The sequence below is a fragment of the Calothrix sp. NIES-2100 genome, assembly GCF_963875285.1.
GTDB lineage: Bacteria > Cyanobacteriota > Cyanobacteriia > Cyanobacteriales > Nostocaceae > Aulosira.
This window is the reverse complement of sequence record NZ_CAWNLA010000001.1, coordinates 6,735,580-6,756,307: the sequence shown is the minus strand read 5'-3', so window position 1 is coordinate 6,756,307 and position 20,728 is coordinate 6,735,580. Positions and strand designations below refer to the sequence as shown.

General features: G+C 42.2%; 17 protein-coding genes and 2 pseudogenes. 12 read left to right on the top strand and 7 right to left on the bottom strand.

The window, feature by feature from the left end; all coding sequences use genetic code 11:
- The first annotated feature begins 338 nt into the window (after positions 1-338).
- Complete coding sequence (locus AACU32_RS27475; RefSeq protein WP_096608202.1) at positions 339-1,925, top strand: CHAT domain-containing protein; 1,587 nt, start codon at positions 339-341, stop codon at positions 1,923-1,925.
- A gap of 224 nt (positions 1,926-2,149) precedes the next feature.
- Positions 2,150-2,788: a hypothetical protein gene (locus tag AACU32_RS27470; RefSeq protein WP_096604318.1), complete on the top strand. Its 639-nt coding sequence runs from the start codon at positions 2,150-2,152 to the stop codon at positions 2,786-2,788.
- Between the two features lie 263 nt (positions 2,789-3,051).
- On the opposite strand, the gene AACU32_RS27465 is transcribed toward AACU32_RS27470, so the two are convergent.
- The 6 genes and pseudogenes from AACU32_RS27465 to AACU32_RS27440 form a co-directional block, all read right to left on the bottom strand.
- On the bottom strand, positions 3,052-4,419 hold the full coding sequence (locus AACU32_RS27465) for a PrsW family glutamic-type intramembrane protease (RefSeq protein WP_096604317.1): 1,368 nt from the start codon (positions 4,417-4,419) through the stop codon (positions 3,052-3,054).
- Between the two features lie 638 nt (positions 4,420-5,057).
- Positions 5,058-5,519, bottom strand: coding sequence for a nitrate reductase associated protein (locus tag AACU32_RS27460; RefSeq protein ID WP_096604316.1), 462 nt, complete (start codon positions 5,517-5,519; stop codon positions 5,058-5,060).
- Between the two features lie 124 nt (positions 5,520-5,643).
- Positions 5,644-6,090 (bottom strand): annotated as a pseudogene (locus AACU32_RS27455) (phosphate-starvation-inducible PsiE family protein); the annotation flags it as partial.
- 160 nt (positions 6,091-6,250) lie between these two features.
- The gene (locus AACU32_RS27450; protein WP_096604314.1) at positions 6,251-8,542 is read right to left on the bottom strand and encodes a molybdopterin oxidoreductase family protein; all 2,292 of its coding nucleotides are present in this window, start codon (positions 8,540-8,542) and stop codon (positions 6,251-6,253) included.
- A 120-nt stretch (positions 8,543-8,662) separates the two neighbouring features.
- Complete coding sequence (locus AACU32_RS27445; protein ID WP_096604313.1) at positions 8,663-10,165, bottom strand: NarK family nitrate/nitrite MFS transporter; 1,503 nt, start codon at positions 10,163-10,165, stop codon at positions 8,663-8,665.
- A gap of 516 nt (positions 10,166-10,681) precedes the next feature.
- Positions 10,682-12,238 carry a ferredoxin--nitrite reductase gene (locus AACU32_RS27440; protein ID WP_096604312.1) on the bottom strand — a complete coding sequence of 519 codons (1,557 nt, stop codon included), beginning with the start codon at positions 12,236-12,238 and terminating at the stop codon, positions 10,682-10,684.
- Between the two features lie 398 nt (positions 12,239-12,636).
- Here AACU32_RS27440 and AACU32_RS27435 point away from each other — a divergent pair, with 398 nt between their 5' ends.
- Together AACU32_RS27435 and AACU32_RS27430 are read left to right on the top strand one after the other, a co-directional pair.
- Entirely contained in the window at positions 12,637-13,068 is a 432-nt protein-coding gene (locus AACU32_RS27435; protein ID WP_096604311.1) for a QcrA and Rieske domain-containing protein, read from the top strand.
- A 731-nt stretch (positions 13,069-13,799) separates the two neighbouring features.
- Positions 13,800-14,075, top strand: coding sequence for a hypothetical protein (locus tag AACU32_RS27430; protein ID WP_096608201.1), 276 nt, complete (start codon positions 13,800-13,802; stop codon positions 14,073-14,075).
- 133 nt (positions 14,076-14,208) lie between these two features.
- Here AACU32_RS27430 and AACU32_RS27425 read toward each other — a convergent pair whose 3' ends face one another.
- On the bottom strand, positions 14,209-14,493 hold the full coding sequence (locus AACU32_RS27425; RefSeq protein WP_096604310.1) for a hypothetical protein: 285 nt from the start codon (positions 14,491-14,493) through the stop codon (positions 14,209-14,211).
- Between the two features lie 222 nt (positions 14,494-14,715).
- On the opposite strand from AACU32_RS27425, the gene AACU32_RS27420 reads away from it, so the two are divergent.
- From AACU32_RS27420 to AACU32_RS27385, 8 genes and pseudogenes are all read left to right on the top strand, one after another.
- Positions 14,716-16,530, top strand: coding sequence for a serine/threonine-protein kinase (locus AACU32_RS27420; protein WP_096604309.1), 1,815 nt, complete (start codon positions 14,716-14,718; stop codon positions 16,528-16,530).
- A gap of 92 nt (positions 16,531-16,622) precedes the next feature.
- Positions 16,623-16,733, top strand: a pseudogene (locus tag AACU32_RS27415) (DUF4258 domain-containing protein); the annotation flags it as partial.
- A 151-nt stretch (positions 16,734-16,884) separates the two neighbouring features.
- Positions 16,885-17,109: a type II toxin-antitoxin system MqsA family antitoxin gene (locus AACU32_RS27410; protein ID WP_096604308.1), complete on the top strand. Its 225-nt coding sequence runs from the start codon at positions 16,885-16,887 to the stop codon at positions 17,107-17,109.
- Between the two features lie 26 nt (positions 17,110-17,135).
- The gene (locus AACU32_RS27405) at positions 17,136-17,465 is read left to right on the top strand and encodes a DUF433 domain-containing protein (protein ID WP_339378319.1); all 330 of its coding nucleotides are present in this window, start codon (positions 17,136-17,138) and stop codon (positions 17,463-17,465) included.
- Entirely contained in the window at positions 17,452-17,931 is a 480-nt protein-coding gene (locus AACU32_RS27400) for a DUF5615 family PIN-like protein (protein WP_339378318.1), read from the top strand. The genes AACU32_RS27405 and AACU32_RS27400 overlap by 14 nt, the downstream gene beginning before the upstream one ends.
- Positions 17,932-18,079: 148 nt before the next feature.
- A complete protein-coding gene (locus AACU32_RS27395; protein ID WP_339378317.1) occupies positions 18,080-18,304 on the top strand; it encodes a type II toxin-antitoxin system HicB family antitoxin in 225 nt (74 codons plus the stop codon).
- The gene (locus AACU32_RS27390; RefSeq protein ID WP_096604306.1) at positions 18,304-18,543 is read left to right on the top strand and encodes a type II toxin-antitoxin system HicA family toxin; all 240 of its coding nucleotides are present in this window, start codon (positions 18,304-18,306) and stop codon (positions 18,541-18,543) included. Before AACU32_RS27395 ends, AACU32_RS27390 begins: the two co-directional genes overlap by 1 nt.
- 336 nt (positions 18,544-18,879) lie before the next feature.
- Positions 18,880-20,178: a HEAT repeat domain-containing protein gene (locus tag AACU32_RS27385; protein WP_096604305.1), complete on the top strand. Its 1,299-nt coding sequence runs from the start codon at positions 18,880-18,882 to the stop codon at positions 20,176-20,178.
- The last annotated feature ends 550 nt before the right edge of the window (positions 20,179-20,728 follow it).

The window sequence follows — 20,728 nt, the reverse complement described above, 5'->3', positions numbered from 1 at the left end:
ACTTAGCATAAACTGGTAAAACCTGAAATAATACAGGTAGAAACCAAAATCAAAAACTAGCAAGGTAGAGACTTGACGACTTACGCAATCGGCACAATAAATAAAGTTGTCAACAGTCAATAGTCAACAGTCAACAGTCCACAGTTCACAGTCTAATGACCAATACTTCGACTTCGCTCAGTACAAGTGACAAAGCGCAAAGTCTGAGCGCCGGCGTCCGGCGATCAGAACTTTGTAAGAATGACCATTGACCATTGACATGCGTAAGTTCTCGACTTTTACCTGAAAAGTCTGTTATTGAACATAATTTGTTTTCACCTTTTAGTTTAATGACTCCATTGCCATGCCTGAACCTGGCGATCGCTCGTTTGACCAACACTGGCACTGATAACTTTGCCATTTGGGTAGTTAAAGCGCCTTATCCCAGTGGCTATGTTTTGCATGACTGTATATGGCCGGTTGAACTCTCTCAAGTTTGGCAAGAATGGCAGGAAATGTTTGGCGGTGACAGTCCTTTAGGTATTTCTTCACAGTCCACTCTGCCACAGAGAACCCCATTGCCAATTAACTTGGTTTCATCCCCTTCAGGCCAAACAGCAGGTTACAGTAGTCGCCTAATGCAATACTTAGGAATTAGTCTGTGGCGCTGGTTATTTGACGGATCAATTCTCGGTAGTTTAGAACGCAGTCGTGGTATAGCTATGGGACAGCATACACGGTTGCGCTTTCGCTTAGAAGTCCGCGATCCGGATTTAATTGCCCTACCTTGGGAGATTATGCAGCGTGAAGCTGGTCAATCGGTAATGTCGCTGTCGCAAGATTTACTGTTTAGCCGTACCACCAGTGAAGTTGAGTCATTGCCGTATCTACGAACAGAGCAGGCTCTCAACATTCTTTTGGTATTAGGGGAAAATGAAAATAAAAATCTGCAACTGGAAAAAGAAGCAGAAATTTTAAAACAAACTCTCACCAAAGCAGGGCCATTAGGTAGTAATTCTCAAGGATATGCACCATGTATGGTACATACGCTCCTGCAACCACAACCACAGGAGTTAATCCAAGAATTAGAAACTAAAGCCTACAACGTCTTTTTCTATGCTGGTCATGGTTTGCCAGACCCAGACGGCGGGTTACTATTTTTACGCCCAGGGATGACTCTCAATGGCATAGAATTAGCCCAAGTATTGACCCGGAATGCTGTCAAATTAGCAGTGTTCAACGCTTGTTGGTTAGCACAACCTGCGGCGGCCAATGGCCAAGCTATACCTTCTAGTAGTTTGGCAGAAGTGTTAATCCGTCATGGCGTACCTGGGGTTTTGGGAATGCGTGATGAGATTGCTGACGCTGAAAGCCACAGTTTTATTCAAGCTTTTACCGAAGCATTGCGATCGCGCAAACCAATTGATGAAGCTGTCGCCGAAGCCAGACAACAACTGTTAACAACATATAGGTTCAATCAACCAGCATGGACTTTACCAGTTCTCTATCTGCATCCAGATTTTGATGGCGAACTAATTAAAAGTTTTGATGAAGGAATTACCGAACTACCAGACACAACTATTCCCAGTATAATTGCCTCCGTGCCCTCAGCTTTTTTGCGATCGCTTGCACCAGGAGGTAAAACCTGGTTGTTGCGTGCTGGAGTCACCCGCATTGGTCGGACAAAAGACAATGATATCGTCATCCCGGAACCTTCAGTTTCCAAACGCCATGCCGAAATTTTATGTCGGAATACCTTCAGCGGTACTACTCCGGTAAGAACTTATTACTTAGAAGATAAATCTACCTATGGCACAACTTGGGTTTCCAGTTCTAATGGTTGGCAACAAATCCTCCGTGAGGAAGTGCCTTTAACATCGGGAATGCAGTTAAAGTTTGGTAGTTCTAGGGGTGAAACTTGGGAGTTTATTATTGAAGACTCCTAATTAGTTCATGCAACTCATGTGTTGCTATTTTTTTGTCAAGACAGTGATGATTTATGTAATTTGTGTAAACACAAATCACTAATCACTTTTAAAGGCTTATCAGGTAAGTAACAGCCAGATAGCAATATTTTCACCCTCAGCAAAATTCATTTTATTTTTGCGGAAATGAGATTCTGACAGTTGTAGCTGTCAATACCGCTAAATAATCAACTCGGAGGCGACAAATGATTAACCAAATCAACAATTCAGATAATTTCTCTTCTTTACCATCTCAAGTCGAATTAGATTTCCTCGCTGCTTTACTCGAAGTAGAAGATGCAAGTTATCCTTGGAATCCTGCTGATGAAGAATCAGAAGCTTATTTTTGCGCATTAGAACAGCAGTTCCTTAGTGATGACTTGTGGGAAGAAGAAGAACTTACAAAGCGATCGCAAAATTTTTATCGGCAATTAGATACACTTTGGCCGGAAAATCCGACTCATTCCCACCACAAGACTAATATCAGTCAGATTTTATTTGCTAACCTGCAAGCAGCTTTTGCAAATGCTGTACCCCACTCCTTTCTGGATACCATAGCCCAAAAAGCCAGCGAAATTTTTACCTCCCAACAGTCACTCAAAGAGCAATTAGTTACATGTGTGCAAGGTGTATTACCCGCTTGGGAAGCAGAAGACCTCTTCGTTTTGGCCCGTCCCTACGCCTATGCTATGCGCAGTGGCGAACCTCAATGCCCAAAATCTTTCATCAGCAAGTTTGAAAACAGGGAATGGACAACTTTATCGGATGTCGAGCAAGCAAAGATCAGTTTAGCGATTTCTTACTATGCGCTCACACAACTAAGTAGCTTTGAGTCAGAATCCTAAGTTCAGTTGTCTTATGTCCCTACACGGGAAGCTACTTCAGGTTATTTGGAAGCGCCCGCACTCGACGCTTGTATTGCGGGTCTTATATTTTTTGCTTGCTATTTTTAAGTACAGCTTACCCACATTAATTCAGACTATAGAGCGATTTACAAAGCAGCGCTATCTATCTCAAGGTAGAAAATTGTCAGTTGTCAGCGATCAGTTGTCATTTGTTATTTGTTATTTCTCGGTGTCCCCGCGTCTGTTTGTCTCCCACATTTACTTCATTTAGGGCCAAGAAAGCGGGTAGCAAAATTTTGCGATCGCGTTGGTGACAGGGCGCGTGCCTTTAAAATCGCTGCCATCAAAAACGCATAAGACAATACTCCAACAACCACCAATAGCAAGGCATTGATCGAACCAGTAGCATTCCACAAAGCATGGAGTGCCGCAGCGCTAACATACCCTATCGGGAGAATTTGCCAAATTAGACGTGGTTTGAGGACTGCTAAGCCAATAAAATATCCTAAATAGCCACTGTAAGCCATGTGCCCTGCCACCGAACCTAAAATTCGCGGAATTAGTAATTGCAAACCCACCAGTTGACCAGTTCCTACTCCCGCTTGTTGAGCAACATTTTGGGTAATAACAGGCACATATTGTCCGAGAGTTTCTAACAGGGTAAAACCTACAGCTGAAGCAGTGCCTAAGAGGATACCATCTAAAGGTTCCCAAATACCTATCCGTTCTCGCCAAGGTGAGGGCAATGTAATCCCAATCACCAACGCTGCTAATACAGGTAATGCCTTGAGTAATTCCTCCATCAAGCCAGCACCAAAAAACATCCGGATCAGCAATTCAGTGAAGGTAATAGAATCCTGGGATGAAGGTAAATTACCAGGCAAAATGCCGCGAAACACGAAAATAAACAAATCCAACAGCGGACTTTTCAAAATCAGCCCTGTACCCAATGCTACAGATACAAGCACCCACCAAGGCTTTTGTTTGCCGCAGAGTTGGTAGACAAAATAATAGGCAGCAAAAGCTATATAACTAGCAACAATCACTTGATTGGCTTGTGGTCTACCTACAGTAGCAAACATTAATACTACAAACACTACTGTCAGAATTCCCGGTACAAGGTAAGCTTTACGAGTTAAATCTTTACCAGTGGAAATAATCGGAAATAATTGAGTAAAGCTTACCGAATCAGATTTTGATGGTGCTTCGTAACTTCCAGCAGCGGGAAGCGGTGTAGCTGGTCTCGTCATGACTGTAGCTTGGGAGACATAATCATGCTCGAACACAAATTGCGGGCCATCAGAACCCAAAGAAATGCGATCGCCTGGATGTAATTCCTGACAACCTTGCAAGCGCTGTCCATTTAAATAAGTACCATTAGCGCTGTTCAAATCACAAATTAGCCAGCTGAATTCTTGACCGGGAGATGAAGAGAGAGGACGAACCACAGCATGACGACGAGATACCATTCGATACATCATGGCATCCAAGACAATTTGGCAGCTGGGGTCGCGTCCAATGATCATCTCTTGACTTGGGAGCAGCGAGTAGCGGAATTCTGACCTAAAAGGTGCTCCATTACCAGACACTAGCCGCAGAAATGCATTATGTCTTGCGTTTTTGCCTGTCATCGAGTTAGATTGCGTGTCTCAACGAATTATGAAATTACTTTAGTCTTAGAACTTAAGCTTAGCCAATTTACAGCAATCTCATATAAGTGGGGCACAAAAATTATCTGGACTACTGTAACTGCGGCATGGCTACATACACTATAGCTTCACTCACTGCTTCAGAAGCCGAAATTCCTGGCATCAAAATTAAAATTATGCGATCGCTTGCCGACACGCTGCATGTATGCTTGATTTCTAGTTGAGGCTGTTAATGGTCAATGGTCAATGGTCAGTAGTCAGTGGTCAGTGGTCAGTGGTCAATGGTCGATGGTCATTAGTATTTTTTCTCATCACCCGGTTGGTGAGATTCAACTACCGCGCAGTGATGTACTGAAAAGCTCACAGAAGTGTCTAACCACATCCCTCTTCATCCCCATGTCTATTTTTAATGACTGCGATTAGGGAAAATCTCTCTTCCTAGCCCTTCCCTAGGGCGTGTTTTCAAACTCATTTCTTGAATAAGGGGAGGAGGGGGAGAGGGGGAGACGCGGTGACGCGGAGAGCTTTTTGAACAAATTTTCACCGCGTCGCCGCGTCCCATTGTCCCGTTGTCAGCCTTATGTAGTTGCATTCGATACTTTGAAGACAAGCCCTAGCCCCTAGCTCAAATGAAATTCTGCGATCGCTTTGGGAAAGTTTTTATTTTCATGTCCTGAACGACTGAGTTTAATCAGCGCAAACCGCTGTAAAGGAGTTAAAGATTCCCACTGTTGAGTTGTGATAGTAAGAGCTAGTTCTTGAGCTTTTTCTTGAACGCTAGCTGGTAAATTAGTCGAGTCCATCCATTCAGGCTGGGGTTCAATCGGCAATTGTTTAGCTGGTATACCTGTGCGGGTTAAAATTAACTGTTCGAGATACTGCCGATAAGATTGAATTTCTGTTTCCGTAGTGCAAGGTAATTCAACTAAAGCTTCTCGTTCCGTTTGAGACATTTGATGCCAATCAGACAACTTTAGTTTGATCCCACTAGTATCTAGTTTGTAACGCACTTGCATGGGTATGCAACGCAGGGACTCAACGAAATCTGCCTCAAATTCAAAAAAAATTTTGTTATTTGTCATTTGTCATTGGGCATGAGGTATGGGGCAATCAGCAAAAGTGAAATCAATAACGGTCTTTTCTGATTATCTTCTTGGATTTGTCAAGTTCTTTGTACACCATATGAGATGAGCTTACCTTGCTCTTTCGGGTATTGCTATACCGGATTATTAAATAACTAATTGATAGTGCTAAAACGGCAATTCCTAAACCAATGATATCAATTCCTGTTACCTTTTCTAGGTCAAGTATAATAATTTTTCTAGCAACAGCGATTAAAGATGTGACGATAACTAATTCTACTTGGAGGACATGTTTTTTCAGATATCCAGTGATATTTTCTAAAATTTCTAAAGCAATTAAAACATTTAAAAATAATCCAAAAGTCTTAAATATTGTGGTGCTAAATTTGCCGTAGGGTGCGGTAAATAACTCTTTGAATAGAAAGAAAGCTAAATCACCAATAGCGGCTAAAATAACCACTACCATAAACACAGATAGTACCTTAGAAACTATCACTTCGATTTTTTCAATGAAGTGCATAAACGGCTCATCTTTGGTAGCGTTTATCATTCGATGGAGGAGTTTTTTCATCTGCTACACCCTAGTTGGCATTCCCAAGCTAAAAGTCAAAACATAAAATAAAAATCCTCTAGATTTATCTAGAGGATTAGAAAAATTAATCATAACTATTGACTATTAACTATGGGTCAAATTATCAACTTACTGATTAGTTAGTTATCTATTTAGCAGCTTACCATTGTAAGGACTGGAGTTGATAATTTTTGAGTGTCGCTTCTACAGAAATTGGTGTCAGTTGGACTGCACAAGCTTTTAATTCTGGTTGTAATGAATCGGGGCAAGATTCTGGATGGGTGAGGGCATTAGCTTCAGCCTCGTTTGCCCATAGCGCTCCCCAGTGCATGGGGACAAAAACTGTACCTGGGGCGATCGCTTTTGTGATTTTTGCCGGAAATTTTGCTTGACCTCGACGCGATCGCACTTCTAGCCACTGGTTATCTGTAATCCCTAAACTAGCAGCATCGCGGGGATGAATCTCAATAAACGGTTCGGGGTGCATTTGCCGAATTTTTTCAATTCTACCAGTACGGGTTTGGGTGTGCCAATGTCCGTATAGTCGCCCAGTAGTCAATACAAAAGGATAATTGGGGTCTGGTGGTTCTGCCAATCCCCGTGAGTGATACGCCCCAAACCGCGCCCGTCCATCAGGCGTATGAAAGCGGAGATCGGTGTAGAGGCGTTTTGCTTTGTGGGAAGACGCGGAGATAGAAGAAGACGCGGAGAGCTTGGGACGCGGTGACGCGGAGAGTGAAAATGTCCCCGTGTTCTCTTCGTTCTCCGCGTCATCATGTCTTTGCGTCCCCATGTCCAGTTCTGGGTGTGGCCATTGGGTGGGGCCTTGTGTTTGTAATTTTTCATGACTAATACCAGTCATATCACAGGGACGATCGCGAGTTAATTCCACAAATTCTGCATAAACTTCTGCGGAATTGGCAAAGCTAAATTCTTTGACAAAGCCTAATCTCCGTCCAACTTCGGCAAAAATTTCCCAATCTGGTTTGGCTTCTCTTGGTGGTTCCCGGAATGCTTGACATAGGGTGACTGTACGCTCTGAATTGGTCATCACCCCAGTTTTTTCACCCCACTGAGCAGCTGGTAAAAGGACGTGGGCGTAAGCAGCGGTTTCTGTTGGGTAGTAGGCATCTTGATATATAGTGAAGGGCGATCGCAATAATGCCTTTTTAGTCCGTTCTAAATCTGGCATACTGACGGCTGGATTGGTAGCAGCTATCCATAGCAATCCGACTGTGCCATCTTCTAACCCCGTAATCATATCCCAAGCCGTTAGACCAGGATTGGATGAAATTTGCCCTCGTTGGAGTCCCCAAAAATCCTCAACTTCAGCGCGGTGTTGGGGATTTTTTACCAAGCGATAACCAGGTAATAAGTGCGCTAAACCTCCGGCTTCTCTTCCTCCCATTGCATTTGGTTGACCAGTCAAAGAAAAAGGCCCCGCTCCTGGCTTACCAATCTGTCCCGTCATCAGGTGCAAGTTGATAATCGTTCTCACCTTAGCTGTACCTTCACTGGACTGATTCACACCCATTGACCAGAGAGACAGTACCCTCTGGGATTGACCCCAATAGCGAGCTGCTGTTTCTAAATCTGCAACGCTGATCCCACAACGATTTGCCACGATATCGGGAGCATAATGACGAATCACTTCTGCATAGGCAGGAAAGTTAGTAGTACAGTCTTCAATAAAGCTAGGCTCAATGTAGTTCCAGCGCATTAACAAATAAGCAATGCCATTCAACAAGTCAATATCTGTACCTGGACGAATAGCTAGATGTAAGTCAGCTGCTTCTGCGGTGGGTGTGCGTCGCGGATCGACGACAATCATTTTGACTTTGCGATTTTTTTTGTGATACTTCGCCAAACGATTGAAAACTATCGGGTGACATTCAGCGGTATTCGTACCAATTAAAAATGCACAGTCGGTTAACTCTAAATCGTCGTAACAACAAGGAGGGCCATCCGAGCCAAAGCTTTGAATGTAGCCAGCCACAGCGCTAGACATACATAAACGAGAATTGGCATCAAAATTATTACTACCCAGACACCCTTTCATGAGTTTTTGGGCGATGTAATAATCCTCAGTTTGAAATTGTCCAGAACCATACATACATAGAGCTTCTGTACCTTGGGTATAGCGTACTGTTTGAATGCGCTTGGTGATGATATCAAAAGCTTCATCCCAACTGGCACGCCGGAACTCTTGATCTAAAGAGTCTCGTACCATCGGGTAATGAAGCCTATTTTTATCTAAAGACTCAGCAATAGTCGCACCTTTCACACAAACCATACCCTGACTAGATGGGTGGGCTTTGTCTCCCCGTACTCGCCAAATTGGAGTTCCTTGACTATCCCGATTAGTCGCTTTTCCGTGTTGGGCTGGAGGCGAAACTTCTAGTCCACAGCCAACACCACAGTAAGGACAGAGGGTTTTGGTAAATTCACTCATGATGGCAATTATCCTGTCTGGAAATAGGGATTAGGGGCTAAAGGCTAGGGATTAGGGGCTAGGGGAGACAAGGAGGACAAGGGAGACAAATGACTATTGCCCAATGCCCCATGCCCAAATTTACTCTTCAGCTAAAATCCGTGGAGGTGGTGCTGTTGTTTCTGATGATTCGCCTTCATAAGCACCAGCGAAGGAACCTTTTGGTTCTTTGAGGAAGAAGCCACACATAAAAGCGCAAATTAACGCGGCTACGCCCATTGTGGTAAAGAGTGTGGATGCGTCAGTCAAGCTAAAAATGGTCAGGTAGACTACACCACCAAAATTGCCGTAAGCCCCGACATTACCGGCGATTTGTCCTGTGGCTTCTTTTTTAATTAGGGGTACAATGCCGTAGGTTGCACCGCAGCCAGCTTGAGCAAAGTAAGCAGCAAACATGGTGACTGCGATCGCTAAGGGAATTGGCCAGCTACTATTAATAAAATGTGCCATTAAATAGCCCACACCAATACCCGCACTGACAATTGTCATTGTCCATTTACGGGAGCCAAATTTATCAGAAATTACGCCACCACTGGGGCGAGAAATTAAGTTTAAAAAGGGATAAGTTGCGGCGATCATGCCAGCGACTACATGCTCTAAACCAAAGGTTTTTTCAAAGAATGCCGGGAGCATAGAAACTGCTGCCAGTTCGCTACCAAAGTTAGTTATATAAGTGAATTCCAGTAACGCAACTTGACTAAATTGATAACGCTGTGCAAGCGGGTAGGTTTTTTTGCCAATTAGTAGTTCTTTGTTAACTTGATAAGCTTTGTAAGTTTGGTAAGCAAACAGTCCTGCTAACAATACCCAAACCAAATACATTTGGGTTAAATTCAAAAAGTGAATATTCTTTTGTTCCAAGCGCCAAGCTAATAAACCCAAGGCAAAAATTAAGCCAAAGTTGGAGAGAATCATTGCCCAGAAGCTTTTAATACTAGTTACTTCTAAAGCACCATTTTTCTTAGGTTTTTTGTAAACTTTGCCAGTAGGCGTATCTTGAACGCTGTTGTAATAAATTACGCCGTAGATAGCAGCAATGATACCTGTAAGTGCGATCGCTAACCGCCAATTAGAAGCACCACCAGCCAAAAAGCTTGTAGCCACAGCAATCATTGGTAGGGCAAACTCTGCACCAAAAGCACCAAAATTACCCCAACCACCATAAATACCTTGGGCACTTCCCATTTCTTTGGGTGGGAACCATTCGGCTACCATGCGGATACCCACAACGAACCCAGAACCAACAATTCCCATCAGTAAGCGACTGATAACTAATTGGTTAAAATCCTGTGATAAAGCTGTTGCTAAACAAGGAACAGCGGCGAACATTAGCAATATTGAGTATGTCTTTCTAGGGCCAAAACGATCCAGCAACATCCCAATAATTAGCCGCGCTGGAATTGTCAGAGCGAGGTTACAAATGCCCAAAGTTTTAATTTGCTCAGGTGCTAAATGTAGTTGCTTACCAATAGTGGTAGCAAAGGGCGCAAAGTTAAACCAACAGACAAAGGTAAGAAAAAAGGCAAACCAAGTCTGATGCAGGATACGATAGCGATCCCTGAATGAAAATAATCCTTTAAGCATTCAAAGTTTCCTCAATTACAAAACTGCATGGAGCAACGCAGGGATAATTGTTTAATTACCCTGTTTAATTCAGATATTTCTGGTTATTTATTGCTACTGAATTGAAAGCTGAAATTTTGATTCCCTGATTAATCAACCTCCAGGGAATGTCTCAATTATTGCTAATACCCAAAGTTAGAATTACTTAGCCAATTGATTTGTATCTGCCATTACATTTTGTCAATGTAAATGTAAAAATAGCATCAGAGCTATGCGTTAAAAATCATACTTTTCAAGTTGGATGCCAAAGCATTTTTCTAATTGCTTGAAAGTAGGCATGATGAACTAGAAGGATGAAAATTTTTTCTCATTTTTCATCCCTATGGCGAGCGCAACTTCCTGGACACCAGCAAATCCAAATGGATAAAACATCCATTCGCCAATTATGATATTTGAATGCAAAAACTTGCGGATTTACATAAGAGATTCCATGTCTTAAACTTCACAACTCAAGATGACAATCTCTTTTCCTATGCCCTAATGCGTAACTAAGGCTTCTTGCTTGAGTTTTGCCCCAAAGTGCTGGATGAGTAAATCTTTTAATACTGGCGGCAAGTCTTCGCAAGGTATACCTTTAGTAACGCAAGTACCCAAATGGGCATCTTTGCCAACTTTACCGCCCATATAAATGTCAACTCCTTCCAAGGTTTTGCCATTTTTGCGGGTTTTAGTTCCCATCAAGCCGATGTCGGCTACTTGTGGCTGTCCGCAGGAGTTAGGACACCCAGTCCAATGAATGCGTACAGGGCGAGTGAGAATTAACTCTGATTCCAAGGCTTGAATCGTTGCTAAAGCCCGATTTTTGGTTTCAATCAGCGCAAAGTTGCAAAATTGTGCGCCTGTGCAAGAAACTAGCGATCGCGTCAGTAAACCTGGGTTAATGCCAAATCTTTCTAGCAATGGTTCAGCTAAAAATGTTACTAACCGTGAATCGGGAATGTTGGGAATAATCAGGTTCTGTTCAACTGTCAACCGGATTTCACCGCTACCATAAACCGATGCTAGACGGGCGATTTCAAACATATCCCCGGCATACAAGCGACCTACAGGAATATGTAACCCTACGTAATTTAATCCCGGTTGCTTTTGTTTATATACACCAACATGATCGCGTTTTTCCCAGTCGATTTCGTCTTTTGGCGCGGCGGGTATAAAGGACTTACCTAGACGATTTTCGACTTCCCAGCGGAATTTGTCTAAACCCCACTCGTCAATCAACCACATCAGGCGGGCTTTTTGGCGATTACCACGTAAACCATGATCCCGAAAAACTTCGACGATCGCTCTACATACAGCAACCACATCTGCGGGAGGAACCCAAGCATTTAAGGGAATCGCCGCTTCACAGCGTTTGGCTGAGAAAAAGCCACCCACTACGATGTTAAAGCCGAATTCGCCTTCTTTAAATGCGGGAATAAAGGCTAAATCGTTGATTTCGGCGTGAACTGAGTTGTCTCTTCCACCTGTAATGGCAATGTTAAATTTACGGGGAAGATTGGTAAACTCTGGATTGCCTTGGCCTTTGTTGGTGAGCATATCCTGAATTTGTTGCACCAATTCTCGCGTGTCAAACAATTCATTCCCATCTAAACCCGCCACCGGATCGCCTGTGATATTGCGGATGTTGTCCATCCCAGACTGAATACTGGTTAAACCAACGGCGTGCATTTTATTGAAGATATCTGGTAAGTCTTCAATTCTGATCCCCCGCAATTGGATATTCTGCCGCGTGGTAATGTCAGCACAACCATCATCACCGTAACGCTGCACTACTTCTGCTAACACCCGCATCTGATCGCTGGTGAGAATACCGTTTGGTAGCCGCATCCGCATCATAAACTTACCAGGCGTGACTGGGCGAAAAAACACACCCACCCATTTAAGCCGATGATCCCGGTCTGTTTCATCCATTGCTTCCCAACCAAGGGAAGCAAATTTCTCTATCTCAGCTTTGACGCTAAGTCCATCTTTTTCAGCCTTGAATTTCTCGAACTTATTGAGGCTGGCTGTAGTACTAGTTGCTGTGTCTGTCATGAGCTGACTCTCATTGCAAATTTTGAATCCCAGAGAACTAAAGCGAGTTTTTGCCCAACATGAATTAACCCGTAGTTTGACTTTTTTCTCAGTCTACTAGGGCAAAAGCAGTGATAATGTATATTTGGTGCTGAAATTATGGCTTCAGGAAAGATATTTCCGTGTATTCATTGGATAAATGTGTAAGGACTGTTCTGGTACTGAAAGTGTAACGATTTACATACTCTTAAGGTTAAACGCGCATTTTCGCTAAAATCGTATAAATCGCTACGAAATTTGGGGATCATTGCCAAAAATGTAACTTCCTGATGCATTTTCTGCATAAGAAGAGACTTTATGAAATGCGATCGCCTTTCATCCAAGCTTAAAAGTTCTTAAAAATAACATCAATATCAGTTATGAAACGTCGTGATTTCATTAATTGGGTAGGTTTAGGTTTGCTAGCGAGTTCTTTACCTGTAGCAATTGCCGCCTGTTCTGATAAAACAGCCACACCAGAACCAAAATCTTCACCAGTCGCTGGTTGGCAAAAGGTCGGCACTTCAGCAGAATTAGATAAAACAGGTCAGTTAGTTGCCAATAACTCACCTGTTGGGCCTGTATTGGTAGTTGGTAAATCGAAATCGGCGAATCTGATTGCTGTTAACCCTACCTGTACTCATAAAGGTTGTACGGTGACATGGAAAGAGGAAGGCAAAAAATTCACCTGTCCTTGTCATAAATCAGAATTTGCAGCCGATGGTAAAGTGCTAAAAGGTCCGGCTGATAAACCACTCAAAACTTACGCCGCTAAAATTGAGGGCGATTCGGTTGTGGTGAAGTCAAGTTAGTAGTCGAATCGCAAAGAAATTAAATCTGTTTGGAATTTTTTTCTAAAAAATCAGAAATCTTTTGATTCACAAATAATTTAGGTTTGCTAGATTAGCTAAAACTTTGCTAAATCTAGCAATTTTTTTTAGCCAGATGCAGCAGATTATCAAGGAACCTCACCCCCAACCCCCTCCCCGCAAGCCTACGGTGTATACACAAGTCCTAAAATCCTTGCTTGGCAAGACACAATCCTTATTAAGCTTCGCTTTGAGTTGAGCCAGATGATTATCAATAGTATTTGCTTATTGATATAGATATGACGGAAAACCAAGGATTTTAAAAATAATGTTCCGTTTTTTTCCGTCCATTTGATTCCCAACTCGACTTGTGTATACACGGTAGCCCCGCAAGCAGGGAGGGGGCTATCATGTAGCTTATATGATAGAAAATAGTAGAAGCATAATTTTCGATTTTATTCAACAATATAGTGGTAAAAAATAGCAAAAAAATTTAAATCATTAATTCCCGGTAACCTCTGCATTTATTAATTACGAATTACGCCTGAAAAATTAGAACTTGGTATTAATTTATTTCGATTAAAACTTGGGAATTATTAACAAGAAATTTTGCATTTATGGTTGACAAGTATAAAATTATACTTTAATATAGGGACATGATAAAGGCGATCGCCCTCCGCCCAGAGTCTGCGATCGCCCTTATCTCACCCCTATATCAGGAGACAAATACAATCATGGCACAATCAGAAAATTCCGCCCAGTCAAAATTAGAACAGTTCCTAGGCGAATATTTAGATACACCTACTGCTAAACAATCGACTGAAAAGCCATTTCCCAAGAGAAAACCGATTAAGCATATCTTGATTGGTTCCGAGAAAGCCGTTACCAGTACAATTCACTATTTGCAGGTAATTGGCTACGCCAGCGTCGGAGATTGGAGTCCACTAGTACCCACCGACAACCCAGATGAGGTCATGAGTATTTTAATCCGGCATATTCTGATGCAATAAACCTAAATTTAGATCCCCGACTTTTTTGAAAAGTCGGGGAGCTGAACAGGGCAGCAAAATCCCATTCGTGATAGTTTTAAATCGCAAAACCTGTAGGGGCGGGGTCTCCCCGACCTCTCGCCTTTTTTAAATATTAGTTTCTGTCTATTCCCTGTTCCCAGTTTCCTGTTTCGTTAGATTTTCGGGCTTCAGAAGTAATCATCCCATTGATGTAGCTAACAATTATCACTAATTCACCAATAGCTTCCATTTCAGCCGCTTCTTTTGGTGTTAGAGAATCAGATGTTTTTCTCTCTAGAAGTTCTTGCATTCTGGCTTGCAATTCGTCTGTTATTTTAAATAGATGAATATTCTTGACTTTTTCGATTTGAATACCACTCTCTAGCCAAGATGAAGGTTTAACTACTACTGGTGTCATAGGTTTATGGCGATTGAATATATAGCGGTTCTCAGTTGGATGCAATACAAAATTATATCGTCGCGTGTAGAGGCACGGCAGTGACCGAGTGTATTGGACTCAACCGATAACGGTTATATTGCTATTTTAAGCTCCATCAGCAGCAGCTTAAATCTTTCTGGACACAGGACTGAGTTTTGCGTATGTCAAAATAAAATATCAGCAAAACTACAGTCTTGACCTATGGTGTGGAATCCAGGGCAGCAGTTATTTGGTAGTCGCTACATCATCGAGAGAAAATTGGGCGAAGGTGGAGTTGGTATTACCTATCTCGCGAAAAATCGACGCGGTGAGTTGCGAGTTATCAAAACCCTCAGAGAACAAATCCTCAATCATCCCCAATGGATACCACATCAAGATAAATTACGGCATGACTTTCGTGATGAAGCTTTGCGACTAGCTTTGTGTCGCCATCCGCATATTGTGCAGGTAGAAAACGTCTTTGATGAGGATAATCTGCCGTGCATGGCGATGGAGTATATCGAAGGCGAAGATTTAGGGAAGCAAATAACCGAAAAAGGTGCTTTACCAGAAGCAGAAGCACTGCTATATATCCGGCAAATTGGTGATGCGTTGACTGTAGTTCACGATCGCGGCTTACTGCATCGGGATTTAAAGCCTAGTAATATAATGATGCGGGCGGGTAAACCAGAAGCCGTGCTAATTGACTTTGGTCTTGCGAGACAATTTATTTCCGGTGCAGTTCAACAGCATACAGAAAGTCTCACCCCTGGTTATGCGCCACCAGAACAGTATGCACCTGATGCAGAAAGGGGAGAATATATTGATGTTTACGCCTTAGCCGCCACGTTGTATTCTTTGCTGACTGGACAATTGCCGATGCCAGCACCAGCTAGACTGCAAAATTTTACCATGCGATCGCCAAAAGATTTGAATAGCAGTGTTAGCGATCGGGTGAATGAGGCGATCATGAAGGGTATGGCGTTAAATTACAAGTTCCGTCCCCAGTCTGTGCAGGAGTGGTTGGATTTGTTGGGTGCGGAGATAGTACCGCCAACAAAACCAGTAACATCTTCTCCTTATCTGCCAATTCAAAATCCAAAATTCCCAACACCCGTTGTTGCGGTTCCTGAAATCTGGGAATGTGTAAACACTTTCACAGGTCATTCCAAAGCAGTTGAGTTCATCGCATTTAGCCCAAATGGGCAAATTTTAGCTAGTGGTAGTGATGACAAAACTATCAAAATCTGGGAAGTGCAAACTGGGAGAGAAATCACTACTCTTAGAGGTCATTCAGGCTGGTGGGCTGGAGTTAGAGCTGTAGCCTTTAGTCCGGATGGACAGATTTTAGCCAGTGGTAGTGAGGACACAACAATCAAAATATGGGAAGTGCAAACTGGTAAAGAAATTCGCACCCTAACTGGTCATTCTAATTTTGTTAATTCCGTTGTCTTTAGTCCTGACGGGCGAACTCTTGCCAGTGGAGGTGGTGACAACACAATCAAAATATGGGAAGTGCAAACTGGTAAAGAAATTCGCACCTTAACTGGTCATTCTGGCTGGATGAATGGGGTTAATTCCGTTGTCTTTAGTCCCGATGGGCGAACTCTTGCCAGTGGAGGTGGTGACAAAACAATCAAAATCTGGGAAGTGCAAACTGGTAAAGAAATTCGCACCCTAACTGGTCATTCTGGTTCGGCTAATTCCGTTGTCTTTAGTCCCGATGGGCGAACTCTTGCCAGTGGAGGTGGTGACAAAACAATCAAAATCTGGGAAGTGCAAACTGGTAAAGAAATTCGTACCCTAAATGGTGATTCTTATTGGGTTGGTTCCATTGTCTTTAGTACCGACGGGCGAACTCTTGCCAGTGGAGGTGGTGACAAAACAATTAAAATCTGGGAAGTGCAAACTGGTAAGGAAATTCACACCCTAACTGGTCATTCTGATTCGGTTATTTCCGTTGTCTTTAGTCCCGATGGGCGGACTCTTGCAAGTGGTAGCCGTGACAAAACAATCAAAATTTGGCAACGCAGCTAGTTGTACAATAACAACTTCAAACTTAACATTTATCAAATAAATCATATTGAGTATAACTTGTGTATTGTTAAAATTTAGTTTTCTCTCGTCATGCAATCCAAAAGATGTTTTTCCGCCGCATTAGTCAACAAGAAGTACAACAAGTTATTAACTATGGAGAAGTAATAGAAGAAAATCCAAACGATACTCCTTTTCCTAGCTAACTAATTTTAGATTTTGTTAATAGTAAGCCAATTCATGTTGTTTTTTCCTATGATGAGATTAGTGATACTGGCTATGTAGTCACGGCTTATATTCCTGACTCAAGTTTGTAGACAGATAATTTTATAAAACGTAAATAAAGGTATTTAATTTATGCAATGCGTCCTATGTAAACACGGCGAAACTCAACCAGGAAAGGTAACAGTAACTTTAGAACGAGATGATACAATAGTCATTCTTAAAGGTGTACCAGCAGAAGTTTGTAATAATTGCGGCGAATATTATTTAAGTGCTGCTGTCACAGAACAAGTTTTACAATGCGCCGAAGAAGCAGTTAATAAAGGTGCTGAAGTAGAAATTTTGCGATATGCAGCATAATATCATCACGTTCGCCGGGTATGTTAATGATGAACACGCGATTGGTCGATTCACTTGTAAAAATAATCGAATCCCTCACCCCAGAAGAACGCATCTTATTACAAAAACGACTAAGCAGCCAGCCAATTCAAGTGACAGTTGGTGTCTGTGGTGGACAGCCACGCATTCGCAATACGCGCATCCCTGTGTGGACGCTGGTGGCTTTTCGCCAACAAGGAGCAGATGAGGAAGAGTTACTGCGAAATTACCCTACCCTAACCCTTAACGATCTAAAAGCTGCCTGGACTTATTATGAACAACACCATGAACAATTAGACCGAGCAATCATCACCTTTACTGAGGATGATGATGATTAAGCTTTACTCTAATGAGAATTTTCCAATGGATATAGTCAGAGAACTGCGCCAGTTAGGCTACGATGTTCTCACTTCCTACGAAGCAGGACAAGCAAATCAAGGTATCCCTGATGAGGAAGTTCTAAATTTTGCCACACAAAACCAGCGAGTTGTCATTACTCTTAACCGTGACGACTTTATAGCCCTACATCGTAGCAGCATTTCTCACAATGGCATCATTATCTGCAAAACTGATAGAGACTATATAGGACAAACTCAAACCCTCCACGCTTACTTGCAAGATATTAAATCACAAAGTTCTGCTGGGGCGGCGACACTGCAAAACCGCCTGATTCGTGTCAAAAAGCAGAACCAGCCTAAATCCAGCAGACAAGTTTTATCATTCAAGAATACTCAAAATAATAGTAGCAGCAGCAATCTTAAAATTTGGCGTTGGCAGAGCAGTACCTTAGCACTTTGCAGCTAGTTGTACAATAACAGCGTCAAAATAGTATTAGAACTGGCGAACAATCAAAACAATATGAAAGCATCCGAATTTCCCGCGAATATCACTGCTGAAGGCAAAATAAAATTGGTAATCAGAAGCTTAACTTATACTACGACACGCTAAATCAATGAAACCAATTAAAATTATTGTTGAAAAGCATCCTGATGGCTATATCGCCTATCCTCTCGGTATTAAAGGAGTTGTGGTAGGTGAAGGTAACACTTATGCAGAAGCTTTAGCTGATGTTAAATCAGCTATCCAATGCCATATAGAAGTATTTGGTGAGGAGGTTTTGGAAGATGAATCACCTGTTTTAGAGGCTTTTATAGCTGAAGCCGAGGTGACTATTTAATGCCAAAATTTCCTGTGGACGCACCCAAAAATAAGGTGATTAAAGCATTGGAGTTATTAGGATTTAGTATTGTCCGGGAAAGGGAACATATTGTCATGGTGCGAGAAAATGAAGATGGCACTAAAACTCCATTAACTATGCCTAACCACCCACAAGTTAAAGGTTCAACTTTGAGAAGTATATGTACTCAAGCAGGTATTTCGCGGGAAGAATTTTTGGCAGCTTATGACCAATCTTGATCCGCGTAGGTTGGGTTGAGGAACGAAACCCAACATTATCAAGACTTTGTTGGGTTTCGCTTGCGCCTCAACCCAATCTACACCTAATGCACTATTTTAGCCTTGACACCCTACTACTGTTTCTAAGATACAAGGTTGGGTCGTTTGCGTTAGCGTTGCGTAGCGAAAAATGAGACTCAACACATAGATTCTTGTTGGGTTTCGCTTGCGCCTCAACCCAAGCTACGTCTAATGCATCATTTTAGTCGTGTCAGTCTACTACGTATCTTTTCAAAAATCAAATAGTAGTCCTATATGAGAAGATGCAAATTAGCAGTGTAGGGGTTTTGAAGAGTTGTGAATAACATCAACCAGCTTTTGGTGCAGGCGCAAGAAGCACATGACGCAGCTGATTGGTCATCGCTGATTCAATATTTACAACAGTTGACTCAAAAAGCAGACTCTAACAATCCAGAAATAGTTAAAAATCGCGAGAATATTCTAGAATTAGCACTGGCGATTTTAGAAGAGGGGGATTTTCAGCAACGCTGGGATATAACCAAAGTTTTTACCCAGTTGGGAAATATGGCGATCGCTCCCTTAATCGAAATATTAGAAGATGAAGATGCCACAGAAGAAGTCCGGTGGTATGCGGCGCGGATATTGGGCGAGTTTCAGCACCCAGATACCATTGCTTGTTTGGTGCAATTGTTGAAAAACAGCGACAATCAAGAACTCAAGTTAATGGCGGCTACAGCTTTGGGTCAAATGGATACTCTGGCTATTGCGGAACTTACTGAACTATTAGCAGAGGAAAATACTCGGCTGTTAGCAGTGCGATCGCTTGCTTACATCCGGCGCAAAGAAACCATTGCACCGCTGTTAACTGTGGTAGAAGATAGGGAAATCGCAGTCAGATCAGCAGCAATTGAAGCCCTCAGCAGTTTCCATGATGAACGTGTACCACCATTACTGTTAAAGGCTTTGGACGATTTCGCTACTCCAGTGAGACTCGCCGCTGTGCAGGGTTTAGCTTCCCGCGCTGACTTATGCGAAACATTAGATTTGGTGACGCAACTGCAACCAAAACTCCATGACTTAAACGAAGATGTAGCTTGTGCAGCAGCTATAGCCTTGTCGCGGATGGGTGGTGACAAAGCTGCTGAGTACTTATTTCCAGTGCTAATATCACCCCACTCACCTGTAAAGCTGCAATTGGAAAGTATTCGCGCTTTAATTTGGTTAGAGACTGCTTCTGGTTTGAAATATCTCCAACAAGCATTGGATCAAATTACATCAGAAAGATTGTGGCAGGAAGTTGTCACCTTTTTAGGGCGGGTACAAAAACCAGAATTAACTACAATAGCCGCAGAAATTTTACTGGAAATGGTGCAATCAAAGCATCCAGCGACAAAAATTGCCTATATTAAAAGTGCGATCGCTCTTTCTTTAGGACAGTTAGGTCAAATACAGGCAATTGAACCATTGATTTTACTACTAGCAGATCCAGAAGCCCAGGTGAGACTCCATGCGATCGCCGCCCTGAAAAATCTCGCCCCAGAAATCGCCCATCAACAATTACAGCTGTTAGCGAATGATACTGCGATCGCCCCCGATTTGCAAACAGGAGTTGCGATCGCCTTGGCGGAATGGTGATGATCTCCAAGGGAACTCCAAAAAATAAATTATTCCGTTAAAGTCGTTGACTGTTGACTGTTGACTGTTAACCGTGAACCGTCAACCGTTAACTGTGAACAATAGCAATGGAATATTTTTTTACGAGTAAGTCCCCAAGTAGATCGGGCTACTGGTTCATGCTATTAATTTTGCAGCTACATTCCCTATCTGGCTAACAACCTGGAAAACCGTAGACGCAAATTTTGCTGTTGGAAGTGATAAACTTATTTCTATAAAACAACTTGCTACAAATCATATAATTTCATTAAGAATTACATAGTTTTTTGCTTTTTTTCCCAAAAATATCGAGCAAGCTGAGTTTTGATTTTGACGCTTTTCTCAATTTTATAAAAGCGTTGAAAAATATTGGTAAGAAGAATCATCGACCATTTTTAGATTTATCTCATCACGCATTTTGGCATAGTCGCGTAATCGATCAATTCGGCTTATTAATTAAAATGGCTGAAATACTTTTCATTAAAGATAATTTTTGTAAGCACACGTAATAATTAGGCAACATCAACTATAG